10 protein-coding genes are annotated in these 12,708 nt (G+C 59.9%); 4 read left to right on the top strand and 6 right to left on the bottom strand.

The annotated features are described in order from the left end of the window. On the bottom strand, nucleotides 1-864 hold the full coding sequence (locus tag AC1ROR_RS20660; RefSeq protein ID WP_191856157.1) for a transketolase: 864 nt from the start codon (nucleotides 862-864) through the stop codon (nucleotides 1-3). Between the two features lie 102 nt (nucleotides 865-966). On the opposite strand from AC1ROR_RS20660, the gene AC1ROR_RS20655 reads away from it, so the two are divergent. Then, nucleotides 967-2,463 (top strand): aldehyde dehydrogenase, encoded by a 1,497-nt coding sequence (locus AC1ROR_RS20655; RefSeq protein WP_498590558.1) that lies wholly within the window; start codon nucleotides 967-969, stop codon nucleotides 2,461-2,463. A 4-nt stretch (nucleotides 2,464-2,467) separates the two neighbouring features. Here the strand turns inward: AC1ROR_RS20655 and AC1ROR_RS20650 are convergent, their stop codons facing one another. The 5 genes from AC1ROR_RS20650 to AC1ROR_RS20630 form a co-directional block, all read right to left on the bottom strand. Continuing rightward, on the bottom strand, nucleotides 2,468-3,151 hold the full coding sequence (locus tag AC1ROR_RS20650) for a GntR family transcriptional regulator (RefSeq protein ID WP_142171553.1): 684 nt from the start codon (nucleotides 3,149-3,151) through the stop codon (nucleotides 2,468-2,470). Nucleotides 3,152-3,209: 58 nt separating this feature from the next. Beyond that, entirely contained in the window at nucleotides 3,210-4,814 is a 1,605-nt protein-coding gene (locus AC1ROR_RS20645) for a GMC family oxidoreductase (RefSeq protein WP_498590557.1), read from the bottom strand. A 167-nt stretch (nucleotides 4,815-4,981) separates the two neighbouring features. Next, the gene (locus tag AC1ROR_RS20640) at nucleotides 4,982-6,976 is read right to left on the bottom strand and encodes an iron ABC transporter permease (protein ID WP_498590556.1); all 1,995 of its coding nucleotides are present in this window, start codon (nucleotides 6,974-6,976) and stop codon (nucleotides 4,982-4,984) included. Continuing rightward, the gene (locus AC1ROR_RS20635; protein WP_498590555.1) at nucleotides 6,973-7,794 is read right to left on the bottom strand and encodes an ABC transporter ATP-binding protein; all 822 of its coding nucleotides are present in this window, start codon (nucleotides 7,792-7,794) and stop codon (nucleotides 6,973-6,975) included. The genes AC1ROR_RS20640 and AC1ROR_RS20635 overlap by 4 nt, the downstream gene beginning before the upstream one ends. A gap of 17 nt (nucleotides 7,795-7,811) precedes the next feature. Further along, nucleotides 7,812-8,558 (bottom strand): AraC family ligand binding domain-containing protein, encoded by a 747-nt coding sequence (locus AC1ROR_RS20630; RefSeq protein ID WP_498590554.1) that lies wholly within the window; start codon nucleotides 8,556-8,558, stop codon nucleotides 7,812-7,814. 381 nt (nucleotides 8,559-8,939) lie between these two features. Here AC1ROR_RS20630 and AC1ROR_RS20625 point away from each other — a divergent pair, with 381 nt between their 5' ends. The 3 genes from AC1ROR_RS20625 (at nucleotide 8,940) to fhuF (ending at nucleotide 12,665) form a co-directional block, all read left to right on the top strand. Continuing rightward, a complete protein-coding gene (locus tag AC1ROR_RS20625; RefSeq protein WP_498590634.1) occupies nucleotides 8,940-11,042 on the top strand; it encodes a TonB-dependent siderophore receptor in 2,103 nt (700 codons plus the stop codon). Beyond that, nucleotides 11,036-11,911, top strand: a complete 876-nt coding sequence (locus tag AC1ROR_RS20620; RefSeq protein ID WP_498590553.1) for an ABC transporter substrate-binding protein — start codon at nucleotides 11,036-11,038, stop codon at nucleotides 11,909-11,911. Before AC1ROR_RS20625 ends, AC1ROR_RS20620 begins: the two co-directional genes overlap by 7 nt. A gap of 139 nt (nucleotides 11,912-12,050) precedes the next feature. Then, on the top strand, nucleotides 12,051-12,665 hold the full coding sequence (gene fhuF / locus AC1ROR_RS20615; protein WP_498590633.1) for a siderophore-iron reductase FhuF: 615 nt from the start codon (nucleotides 12,051-12,053) through the stop codon (nucleotides 12,663-12,665). Nucleotides 12,666-12,708 lie beyond the last annotated feature (43 nt).

Raw genomic sequence — 12,708 nt, 5'->3', positions numbered from 1 at the left:
TCAAATTACCTTGGAAAGAATTTCTTGACGTGCGGCTTCCGCATCGGATGGATCGAGGTAGCCAAGGTGCCAGCCGGGTTCGGTCTCCATGTAGGAGACGCCCTTGCCCTTGAGCGTGCGCGCGATGATGCAGCATGGCTTTTCGCGGGTGTTGTCGGCTTTGACGCGACGCAGGAGCGCGGTCAGCTCGGCAATGTCATGGCCGTCGACGATATGCACTTCCCAGCCGAAGGCGCGCCATTTCTCATCCAGCGGCTCGATGCCCATGACGTCATCGACGGCGCCGTCGAGCTGGTAGCCGTTGCGGTCAACGATTGCGACCAGCCGCGACAGCTTGTGATGGGCCGCGCCGATGGCTGCTTCCCAAACCTGGCCTTCCTGCATCTCACCATCGCCGAGCATGACGAATGTGGTGAAGTCACGGCCCTGGCGGCGTCCGTTGAGCGCCATGCCGAGACCGTTGGACAGGGCGTGTCCGATGGATCCGGAGGAAAAATCGACGCCCGGCACCTTGCGCATGTCGGGATGGTCACCGAGCGGATTGCCGAGGCGGGTGTAGCCGTTCAGCACCTCCGTCGGAATGTAGCCAAGCTCGGCAAGAATGGGGAACAGCCCCACCGCCGCATGACCCTTGCCCATCAGGAAGCGGTCGCGATCCGGCCATTTGGGATCGGGCGAAAGCCGCATCACATCATAGTAGAGCGCTGCGAAAATCTCGGCTGCGGAAAATACCGAGGTGTAGTGGCCCACCTTGGCAATTTCGATAAGCCGGATGGTCTCCAGCCGCACGAACTGCGCGCGGTCTCTCAGGCGCGCTATCTCGGTTTCGGTGGGACGAAAATCGTTTCTGATGGGCTGCGCCACGCGCTCCTCCTCCAATTTGCCAAAGGGTCGGCAACAACTGCTTGCGATGATGCGAGATAACATGATATATGATATATGTCACGAACAAAAATGGAGGATAACGTGAATCTTGCACTGACGCAGTCGGATGTGACTGCCATCCGCAACCGGATCACCATCAGGGGGCAGGCCTTCATAGACGGTCGCTTTACCGACGCCGCTTCGGGAGAGACGTTTGACGATATCTCGCCTCGCGACGGCACGGTCATCGCGCGCGTTGCAGCCTGCGACAGGGAAGATGTGGACCGCGCCGTTGCGGCTGCGCGCCGGGCTTTCGAGGCAGGCGTCTGGCGCGACCGGTCACCAAAGGAGCGCAAGAAAGTGCTTCAGCGCTTTGCGGCGCTGTTGGAAAAGCACATGGATGAGCTTGCGGTGCTTGAAACGCTCGACATGGGAAAGCCGATTTCCGAGAGCCGCAATATCGATGTCAACGTCGTGCTGGATACGTTGCAATGGTATGCCGAGTGCCCGGACAAGCTCTATGACGAGATCGCGCCCACCGGTCCCGGCCAGCTTGCCATGATCACACGCGAACCGATCGGCGTCGTCGGTGCGGTCGTGCCCTGGAACTTCCCCATGCTGATGGCGACGTGGAAATTCGCGCCGGCGCTTGCCATGGGCAACTCCGTCGTCCTGAAGCCTGCGGAACAATCGCCGTTGACAGCGCTGCGGCTGGCGGAGCTTGCGGCGGAAGCCGGTATTCCGGCCGGCGTCTTTAATGTTGTGCCGGGTTTCGGCCCGACAGCCGGCAAGGCGCTCGGCCTGCATATGGATGTTGACTGCCTTGCCTTCACCGGCTCCGGCGAAGTGGGAAAACTGTTCCTGCAATATGCCGGTCAGTCCAACATGAAGCGTGTTTTCCTCGAATGCGGCGGAAAGTCGCCCAACATCATTCTCGACGATGTGCCCGAATTGCGTGTCGCGGCCGAGCGGGCGGCGACAGCGATCTGCTTCAACCAGGGCGAAGTCTGCGTTGCGCCGTCACGGCTGATCCTTTCCAGACGTATCCAGGAGCAATTTCTCGACATCGTCATCAATACCGCCCGGTCGATCCGGCCGGGCGACCCGCTCGATCCGGCGACCAAGCTTGGCGCCCTTGTCGAAAGCAGTCATCGCGACCGTGTTGAAAGCTACATCGAAAAGGGCAAGGCGGAAGGCGCGCGGCTGGTGCTCGGCGGTGACCGTCCGACCGACACGCCGGACGGCTATTACGTCAATCCGACGATCTTTGCGGATGTTCGCAATGACATGACAATCGCGCGGGAAGAGATTTTCGGCCCCGTATTGTCGACCATTACGGTTGAGGATGACGAGGAGGCCGTCCGCGTCGCCAATGACAGTCCCTATGGGCTGGCTGCAGCCGTCTGGACGCGCGATCTTTCCCGCGCTCATCGCATGGCCCGCAAACTTCGGGCAGGCACGGTCTGGGTCAATTGCTATGATCACGGTGATACGACGGTGCCGTTTGGCGGGTTCAAGCAATCCGGCAATGGCCGCGACAAGTCGCTGCACGCAATCGACAAATATACTGAGCTGAAAACGACGTGGATAGAGCTTTGAAAGATCAGGGGGCGGCTTCGGCCGCCCCCTTCGCTTCCAGCCATTCGACCATTACGACGCCAACGCCGATATCGGCCTGGATCGCCTTTCGGCATCCTTCGGGGTCGCGGAGGGTAAGGGCACGCAGCACATCATAGTGGCCGTGGTCGCCACTCGCCAGGATACGGGTTGGTGTGTTGAGATGGTAAAGGTGGATGAGCGGTCCCATCTGCGCCCACATGCCCTCGATCGTTGCATAAAGCATTGGCATTTGTGCTGCTTCAGCAAGCTTGAAATGGAACTCGCGGTTGACGCGGGAGGCTTCCAGCGGATCGCTGGCTGCCGCCCTGGTAAAATCCCCCTGCAGAGCTTCGAGAGCCGCCAGTTCTTTTTTCGAAATCTTGACGGCCGCCTGGGCGGCCGCCTCGCCTTCGAGATGATGGCGTATGAGTTGTATCTCACGCAATTCCGAGGGCGTCAGGCTTCTCACCTGGATCGAGGTTGCCGCCCTCATCTCCAGCGCGCGCTCGGTCACGAGCCGGAAGATCGCTTCGCGGACCGGCGTTATCGATACACCGAGCTGCTCGGCCAGGCTTGCGATTGTCAGCCGTTCACCCGGCTCGTAACGCCCATCCATCAGCGAGGAACGGATCGTGCCGTAAACCTGCTCGGAAAGGTTGCCTTTGTTGATTTTTTGCAGCTGGTTCATCTAAGGGTCCGTCGCGTTTCTTTGATCTGAGATTCGACAAGTCAACGCATAATGCGCATCACGCGTTTGAGGGTGCAAGTGGCGTGAGGCCGCGCATCATATCTGACGCTTTCTCGCCGATCATTATAGCCGTTGCGTTGGTATTGCCCGAAATGAGTGTCGGCATGATGGAGTTGTCCACAATGCGCAGATTGCGAAGGCCGTGAACGCGTAGTTGCGGATCGACCACCGCCATCTCGTCATTGCCCATGCGGCAGGTGCCCACGGGATGGTAGACCGTCTTGCCTTTCGAGCGGATATAGGTTTCGAGCGCCGCTTCGTCCGCGACCACCTGTCCGGGATAGGCCTCTGTTTTCTCGACATAACCTGCAAAGGAAGGCTGCGCCAGGATTTCCCGGGCGAGCTTCAGTGACTTTACGGAGAGACGCATATCCTCCGGGGCTGTCAGATAACGCGGGTCGACGATGGGATGGTCTGCCGGGTTGGTGGATTTCAGGCGGATTTCACCACGGCTTTCAGGACGCAGCACGCAGGGGTTCACTGTTGCGCCGGCGCGCTTGATCGGTTGCTGGTCGCTGTCCATGAAGACGATCGGTACGAAATGCATCTGGACGTTCGGCTCGGCCTCCATGTCGTCCACATTGACGAAGGCGCAGGCCTCCGTAACGTTCGACATGACCGGGCCGGACTTGAAGAGCAAATATTGCAAACCGTTGCGGATGGAGCGCAGGAAGCTATCCTCTCCGTAGTAGCCATAGCGGCCGGTACAAAAGCGGATGGCGGGGAATTCGAGATGATCCTGGAGATTCTGGCCGACCCCTTCCAGCCGGTGCCGGACGGTGATGCCATGCTGGCGAAGCTCCGCCTCGGGGCCGATCCCTGACAACATCAGAAGCTTTGGCGTCTGCACCGCGCCGCCCGACAGGATGACTTCCTTGTCGGCCCGGACAGTTTCCAATTTACCGTTGCGAACATATTCGACGCCCGTTGCGCGGTCCCCTTCAAAGAGAATGCGCGTCACAAGGCAACCGGTGCGGATCTCCAGATTGCCGGACTTCATGGCGGGACGAAGATAACCGACAGCCGCGCTGCAGCGTCGCCCGTTGCGCGTTGTGGTCTGGTTGAAGCCGACGCCACGCTGCCGCAGGCCGTTGAAATCCGGGGTGAACGGAATGCCCGCCTCTTGCGCGCTGCGCACGAAGGCACGCGTTAGGTCATTCACCTGCCTGAGGTCGGAGACGCCAAGCGGGCCGCCGGTTCCGTGATAGGCGTCGGAGAGCCTGTCATTGTCTTCGGCGCGGCGGAAATAGGGGAGCACGTCACCATAGCTCCAGCCGTCAGCGCCAAGACGCGCCCAGTCGTCATAGTCGCGGCGTTGGCCGCGGACATAGATGGCGGCGTTGACCGACCCGCCGCCGCCGAGGACTGCACCCTGCGGCATGACCGGCGCACGGCCGTTCAAGGCTGCCTGCTGCACCGTCTTGTAGTGGTAGAGCAGATCGCTATCCAGCAGCTTCACAAAGCCGGCGGGGATGTGAATGAGCGGATTGCTGTCGCGCGGACCGGCCTCGATTACAAGCACCTTTCCGGCATCGGCCATTGCCAGTCGCCCTGCCAGAGCACTCCCTGCGGACCCACCTCCCACAACAATATAATCGACCATTCGCTTCTTCCTCCAATAAAAATATATCATATATCTTATTTTGGACGTAAGCCTGCGTCAATCGGGAGAATGGGCGAGCGGATCAGGAAAATTATTGCATGGCTGGTTTCCACGGCGACGGGCGCGGATCACGTGTTGGGGGATGAGCCCAACTCCTCATGCGGAGACTAAGCGCCTTGCGTCCTTATCCTCAGTGTCTTCGGGCGCAACAGAAGCAGGAAAACCGGTGCGCCGATGACTGCGGTGACGATGCCCGCCGGTAGTTCAAGAGGAGCGATGATGCTGCGTCCTGCAAGATCTGCGAAAACCATCAGCAGCGCACCGAGCGCCATCGCTACTGGCAGGCTGCGTCCATGTCGCGACCCGACCAGGAGCCTTGCGGCGTGAGGGGAGAGGAGGCCGACGAAGCTGACAGCGCCGATGGAGGAAACGGCAATCGCCACAACGCAGGCGGAATAGAGAATGGCCAATGTTCTCGCCCTGCCGGTCACCATGCCGAGCGAGCGCGATTTTTCATCCCCCAGCGAGAGCGTGTCCAGATGGCGGCTGCACAGGATGCCGATCGCCATCAAAATAATCACCCACGGGAAAAGGATAAGAACGTCGGCATAACCGCGCCCATGGGTCGAGCCTGTCAGCCAGGACAGGGCCTGTGCCGTCTGCAACCGGGCTTCGACCACGACAATGGTCCCGGCTGCACCGAAACTCGCGGCGATGGCAACGCCTGCCAGAATGAGTCTTTCCGGCGCGTTTTTGGGTCCGAAAAATCGCAGAAGGAGAACGGCGGCTAGAGCGCCTATAAACGTTACCGCCTGGAAAATCAGCGTTCCGGGTATGAGGCCGGATAAAAGCCCGACAAGGCTGAACAGGGCGGCCCCCTGCGTGAGGCCGAGCGTTTCGGGGCTGCAAAGTGGATTGCGCGTCACGGCCTGTAAGACCGTACCGGCTGCTGCCAGCAGGGCGCCGCAACCAAGCGCCACAAGTAAACGCGGTGCGCGAATATCGAGGTTCGCAGTGATGTCCGTCACCGACAGGGACACGCCATCGCCAATCGCCAGCGCTGCGCCGATACCCCCCAGCGAAATTACCGTCAAAACCGTGACCAGCAGGGGAATGGAAGGCAGCCGTAGCGCCGAAGGCGAGCCGATACGGCGCTCCGCCCCCAATCTCGAAGTCCGCAGCAGGAGCAGCATGACCGGCGCGCCAAGACAGGCGACGACAACGCCTGTCGGGACAATGGTGCCGTTGGTGCCGAAAAGCTGCGCAATGACATCGGCAAGGAGCAGGGTATTGGCCCCCCAGATCAGCGATAGCGGCAGATGAAAGCGGTGCCTGATGATGCCAAGCGCGCGAAGAATATTCGGTATCGCGAGCCCTATGAAACCAATCGGGCCTGCGAGTGTAACCGCAGCGCCGGACAACAGGATGCCGGCAAAAATACCGGACAGTGTCAGGCTTCGTGTCAGGCCGAGACTGGCTGATGCCTGATCGCCGAGGCCGAGCAGGTCGAGCGGCCGCGCGATCAGCATCAGCGCCAGAAACGATAATAGAATGGCCGGACCGGCGACCAAGACTTTCGACCATCCGGTCTGGTCGAGAATACCGGAAGACCAGAGCACCAGACCGGAAGCCCTGTCGTCGGCGAGAAGGACGATTGCGGAAGAGACTGCGGCAAAGCAGAGGGAAATCGCAACGCCCGCCAGAGCCAGCCGCCCCGGCGGAGCACGGAACCCGCCGGCCAGCGCGATGCAGGCCGCGGCTCCTGCCAGGCCGCCCAATGTCGTTGCCATGATCGGCGGCATGGCTATCGGCAACAACAATGTGGATATGACCAAAACGAGCTGGGCGCCGCTGGTGACGGACAGAATATCCGGTGCCGCCAGAGGATTTCTGAGCACGCTTTGCAAAACCGAGCCTGCCACAGCCAGAGCGGCTCCCGTCAGGATCGCCGCCACCACTCTCGGGGCGCGGCTCGTTTCCAGAATCGCCTGGGCGAGCGTGGTGGGGCGTGTCGGGAAGGCAAATATGTCGTGCCAGCCGATCAGCTTGCTTCCCAGCCGCATATCAAGTGCCGCCAGGACGAACAGAAGCAGAAGGCCAAAGGGTAAAAGGAGCGTCGAGGTGAGACGGTTCGAGCCGATGGACGGCAGCGGCATTTTCATTCGGATACCTGATGCTCGCGCGGCCTGCCGGCTGCGCCGATCCAGTCGATCAGGCAATAGGCACGGTCGGCACCGCCGGGATGCGCCACCAGGTCGACCTTGCAGCTAAAGGCCGCTTCCAGCAGGTCGGCTGTCAGCACCTCCCTTGCGGGACCCGTCGCCAGCACTTCACCCTTGCGCATCAATATCACGTCATCTGCGATATCCATGACCTGATTGAGATCATGAAGCACGGCGATGATCGTCAGGCCCTCCGTCCGGTTGAGCTGTCTCAGCAATGTCAGTAGTTCGGCCTGATGGCGAATGTCGAGAAAACTGGTTGGCTCGTCCAGAAAAAGCACGCTCGGTTGCTGGGCCAGCGCCATGGCGACCCAGGCACGCTGCCTTTCGCCTCCGGACAATGTTGCGAGCTGGCGTGCGCGCAGGTGCTGCAGGTCGACCCTCTGGATGGCGCTGTCGATGATGTCGCGGTCAGTGGCTGAAAGGCGCCCAAGCCAGGGGCGGTGTGGATACCGACCCTGCTCGACCAGTTCTTCGACCGTGAGACCGACCGGAATTTCGGGCGATTGCCCCATGACGGCGACCTGTCGGGCAATATCACGGCGGCGCAATTCCGATAGCTCTCGCCCCAGGAGCAGCACCTTGCCGTCCGTCGGCACTTCCAGCCCGGCGAGGCATTTGAGAAGCGTACTTTTTCCGGAACCGTTCGCCCCGCAAATGACGGTGACGCGCCCCGTCTGCACCTGAATGTCGACGTTGCGTAGAGCATAGGCCTGATCGTAGGCGACACTCAAACCGCGCGCGTGCGCAGCGGGCATATCAGCTTGGGTCCTGTTCAAACCGCAACCTCGCGCATGGCCTTCCGTAGTGATGACAGGCTGCGATAACCGACATCCGCTGCCGCTTCCTCCAGCCGTGCGCCTTCCGCCTGCCTGCGCATCACATGCGCCATGCGCAGCCGGCGGCGCCACTCGGCAAAACTCATGCCGGTCTGAGTGCGGAATTTTCGGGTCATGGTCCTGCGGCTCATACCGAGATTGTCGGCCCAGTGGTCGATATCGAGGTCGATCGCCGGCGTTTCGGACAGGTCCCGGCACAGGCGCTGCAGGCGTTTGTCGCTCGGCATGGGAAGTGCGAAGGGACCCTCCTGCGCATCGGCAATCTCTTCGAGGATCAGGGCGGCCAGATGCCCGCCGCGACCATTTTCGTCATAAAGCGTCGGTTGTTCGAGAAAGGATCCAACCGCTGCGGACAGGAGAACGGATGTGGAGATGACGCGTGTCGGCTCCCAGCGTAATGTCAGGCCGGGTTCGGGCTCGATATAAAGCGACTGCATGGAGACACGTCCATGGGACCTCACCGCATGGGGAATGTCGGGGGTGATGAGCAGGCCATATCCACTCGGAATGATGAATGAGGTATCGGGGGTGCGAGCGGTCATGAAACCGTCGACAATTTGCAGCAGTTGGCCGCGCCGATGGCTGTGCCAGCCGAAATCGACGCTCTTTTCATATATGCGCGCCATTGCCGCGACGGGCCTTGGCAGGTTTTGAAGGTCCACGGCCTTTTGCGGCTGTTTCATCGTATCTCCCAATGCAGCCGGACCAGAAACCTGGTGGGCATTGTCATGAACGGAGCAATAGCCGCACGCATCTGTTTTTTCAAAAGGAAAAGATGGCCCGGTTATGGGTTGATTTGCGTATTTCGATCATTCGGGCCATTTAATGGCCCGTTTGCGATCAAGTTTGACCTGACAATGATGATAAAAAAAGTCTAGTTAAGCGGCCGAATGCGGCGGGATAGAGCTTTATGGCGGAAACTCCGAGGTCTTTACCCGCCCCGGCAGTCCTCACATCACAGGTTCCCCATAATGCAAAATTCCCGCCTCACAACGCGCAAGCCATCTGATTTCCTGCCCAGACGCGCGCGGTTTCTGATTTTGACGTCGGGCGTTGCATTGGGCGTGATCGCAGGCCAGGGAGTGGCGATTGCGCAGCAGGCCAACGGCTCCACGCAACTTGAAACCATCGTGCTACAGGGAAAAGCCGCTGCCAAGGGGGCACGTGTCGAGCAGCGCGGCTATGTCGCCCGGGATTCCGCTTCCGCCACGAAAACCTCCACGCCCGTCGCCGAAACGCCGCAGTCCGTCTCCGTCATTACGCGTGGTGCCATGACCGATCGTGCCGTGCAGACCGTGGCGGACAGCCTGCTCTACAGTTCTAACGTCAACGGTCAGCGTTACGGCAATGATCCGCGCTCTGACTATTTTACCATTCGCGGTTTTGCCGCCGATCTTTACCTCGATGGGCTGAGGGTGCCGCAGATCGCCAACCAGACCGGCGGTTATGCGGGCTTTCGTGTGGAGCCGTATTTTCTGAACCGTGTGGAGGTCCTGCGCGGACCGAGTTCGGCGCTATTCGGCCAGACAAATGTTGGCGGCGTCGTCAACATGATCAGCAAGGACCCGAAAGACGTTGCCGGCGGCGAACTCTACACGCGTTTCGGCAGCTATAATCAGAAAGAGATCGGTTTTGACGCGACCGGTCCTATCGGTACTGGTTCCGGGCTCAGCTACCGGTTGGAGGGTGTTCTGCGTGACAGCGACGCCATGAACGATTTCGGCAAGAACGACCGTGTCGCCATCAGCCCCACGGTAAAGTGGTCGCCGGATGAGGATACCAGCCTGACAGTATATGGCGCCTATATGAAGGATGATGCCGGCCAGGTGCCGTCGCTCATTCCGGCCGCAGGCAGTGTCTATCCGAACAGGCTTGGACTGACGATCCCCCGCAATTTCTCCGATGGTGATCCATCGCTTGCGATCTATGACAAGGAAACGGCCTATGTCGGTTATCGTTTCGAACATGCTTTCAGCGATGATCTCGTGCTGCGGCAGAATTTCCGCTATTCCTATCTCGACGTGAACTACCAGAACCTGTTCGGCAATGGTCTCGCCGCCAATCAGCGCACGCTTTCCCGCCTGGTTTACAATGCGCAACCGACACTCAATGCTGCCGCACTCGATACCAATCTCGAATATAAGTTCGATACCGGCGCGGTCAGCCACACCCTGCTTGGCGGTGTCGACCTGCAATGGCAGAACCTGGTCAACGACACCGGTTCCCGGGCGGGTCCGACACTTGATCTTTTCAACCCGACCTACAATATCGGCGTCACCCCGGCGACATTGACGACGCGCCTCGACCAGACACAGCGTCAGATCGGCATCTATCTTCAGGATCAGATCGAGATCGGCGGCTTCAGGCTGACAGCCGGCGGACGTCAGGATTATGTGGACAACGATTCCGATAGCACGGCGCTCTCCAGCGGCATCACCACACAGTACAGGCGAAATCACAGCGCCTTTACCGGCAGGGTAGGGGCTGCCTATGTCTTCGACAATGGCATCATTCCCTACGCCGTCTATTCCACCTCATTTGCTCCTGTTCTGACACTGGCAGCGGATCCGCTCAAGCCGACGACCGGAGAGTTGAAGGAAGTGGGCGTCAAATACGCGCCTGAGGGCGAAGATTTCAGCCTCACGCTTTCCGGTTTCGAGGCAACCCAGCAAAATGTGGTGAACCGCATTGCGGGCGTTTATTACCAGACTGACGAAGTGCGTGTCCGCGGCATTGAGCTCGAGGCAAACGCGACGCTCTGGGATCGTATCAATCTGACGGCTGCGGCCAGCTGGCAGGACCCGGAAGTCACCCGGAGCGAGACTGCAACCCAGGTCGGCAAGATGCCATATACGGTTCCAAAGCAGCAGCAGTCGCTTTTCGTCAGCTATGATGTCCCGATGCCGGATGCCTGGGACGGGAAGCTGACCCTGGGCGTCGGCGCCCGTCACGTCGGCAAGACGGCCGGGGATACGGCGAATTCCTTCTTCGTGCCGGGCTACACATTGGTGGATGCGTTTGCCCGTTATGAACATGATCGCTATTCTTTCCAGCTCAATGGTTATAATCTTGGCGACAAGACCTATGTCGCCGGCTGCAACACGACCACGCAGTGCTATTACGGTCAGGGATTGACCGTGGTCGGCACGGTGAGTGTGAAATGGTGACAGCAATTCGAAGACGATCTTTCGTAACCGGCGTGGTGGCTCTGGCCACCACGCCGAAATCGTTTGCGGCGCCTGCGCCCAAACGTGTCGTTACGCTTGAATGGACTTCGACCGAAATTGCGCTCTCCCTAGGAATTTCGCCGGTTGGATGTGCAGAACCTTCTGGTTATCGCACCTGGGTGGATGTCGATAACGACCGGCTTGGTGATGTTGTCGATGTCGGACGGCGGCAGCAGCCGAGCCTTGAAGCCATTCGCAAGCTGCAGCCCGATCTCATCCTGTCTTCCCGTTTCCGCCACGCATCACTCGCTTCAGCGCTTGGCGATATCGCGCCGACCCATCTGATCGACGATCAGGCTGCCGATGGCGACATGCTGGCGGGCGTCTATCGCAGCGTCACTCAGGCTGGCGCTGCACTTGCGCGGGAGAGTGAAGCTGCAGCACTGCTGGCGCGGCTGGACGAGAGCATGGAGATTTTGAAGGCCCGGTTCCACGGAAAGGTTTCGGGGCGCAAGCTGATCGTGGCTCAGCCCCTGCCGGGCGTGCCGCGGCTGCGGATATTCGCGCCCAACTCGGCCATCGCGGGATTGCTGCACAGGATAGGGTTTGCCCCCGCCATGGACCTGCCGCCGCAACCATTCGGCTTCACGACGATCGACCTTGAAGGGCTCGCCGCCCTTGACGGTCAGGGCACCCTGTTCCTCCTATCGGAGTCGATACCGGATGACCTTCGCAATGCCGCGCTCTGGCCGGTTCTCCCGATCGTTGCGCAAGGCAATGTCATGGTGACAGGTGCCACGACCTGGCCATTCGGCTCAACAACATCATTGCAGAAGCTGGTCCGTGAGATTACCAGCCGGTTCGATTGACATTGCTGGACGGCTGATGCTGCGAACAGAAATACTGAGCTGCCTTTTTGAACAATCGACACCCGTCGGTTCCCGTTCATTTTTTCAGCGAAAACGGCGCGGCGATCTTCTCCTTGCCGAGCTTCTGGAGCCGCGCCGCATCGAGAGGGTACTGAGGAATTATGGTTGTAGACATGGGCGCGAGCCGCTCCGTGAAGCAGTCGCAAGTGAATGGTCCAAACGGTATTTCGCTTCGATTGTGAAGCCAGCGGTCGCTGCGGCGATCCTGGTCGACTGGCGGCTGCCGCTCACGCCGGAGAAGATCGGCCTTGATGTGAATGATGATGGTGACATCGTTTCGGTGCTCCTCTCGTCTTTTGGTCGGCCTGTTGCTGCAGCGTTGCCGGAAGAGCGCTTCGATTTTCTGATCAGGGACAATCTGGCCGTGGTCGTGAATGCGATCGCCAATGCCAGCGGCCTTTCACGGAACGTTCTGTGGAGCAATGCCGGCAACATGTTCGAGGGAACCGCACGCAGTTGCGAGGCGCTTTTGCAGTTGAGAACAAGTGGCCTCGATCACGCCTTCGAAATTCTCAAGACAGAGCTTTTGCCTGACGGCGCGCGTAACCCGCTCTTTCGGCCTATTATCTATCCCGTGGAAGGCGGCCAGCCCAAACGCAGGCGCCGGGTATGCTGTGTGCGCTATCTTCTGGATGCGCTGGATTATTGCACTACATGCCCCGTTCCAGAGAGATGTAAATCCAGTCAGAACTGACGCTTGAAGCCCGTGCGACCGCTTGCTTGTCGAGGGATGGCGG

This window comes from Agrobacterium sp. GW821-FHT14E08 (assembly GCF_058803865.1).
Note: the sequence above shows the minus strand (reverse complement) of the source record. Positions and strands in the feature narration are given on the sequence as shown.

Bases quoted from the DNA above. Each gene is read 5' to 3' on its own strand.
- AC1ROR_RS20650 (WP_142171553.1), bottom strand. From the start codon at position 3,151: ATGAACCAGCTGCAAAAAATCAACAAAGGCAACCTTTCCGAGCAGGTT.
- AC1ROR_RS20645 (WP_498590557.1), bottom strand. From the start codon at position 4,814: ATGGTCGATTATATTGTTGTGGGAGGTGGGTCCGCAGGGAGTGCTCTG.
- AC1ROR_RS20640 (WP_498590556.1), bottom strand. From the start codon at position 6,976: ATGAAAATGCCGCTGCCGTCCATCGGCTCGAACCGTCTCACCTCGACG.
- AC1ROR_RS20635 (WP_498590555.1), bottom strand. From the start codon at position 7,794: ATGCCCGCTGCGCACGCGCGCGGTTTGAGTGTCGCCTACGATCAGGCC.
- AC1ROR_RS20630 (WP_498590554.1), bottom strand. From the start codon at position 8,558: ATGAAACAGCCGCAAAAGGCCGTGGACCTTCAAAACCTGCCAAGGCCC.
- AC1ROR_RS20620 (WP_498590553.1), top strand. From the start codon at position 11,036: ATGGTGACAGCAATTCGAAGACGATCTTTCGTAACCGGCGTGGTGGCT.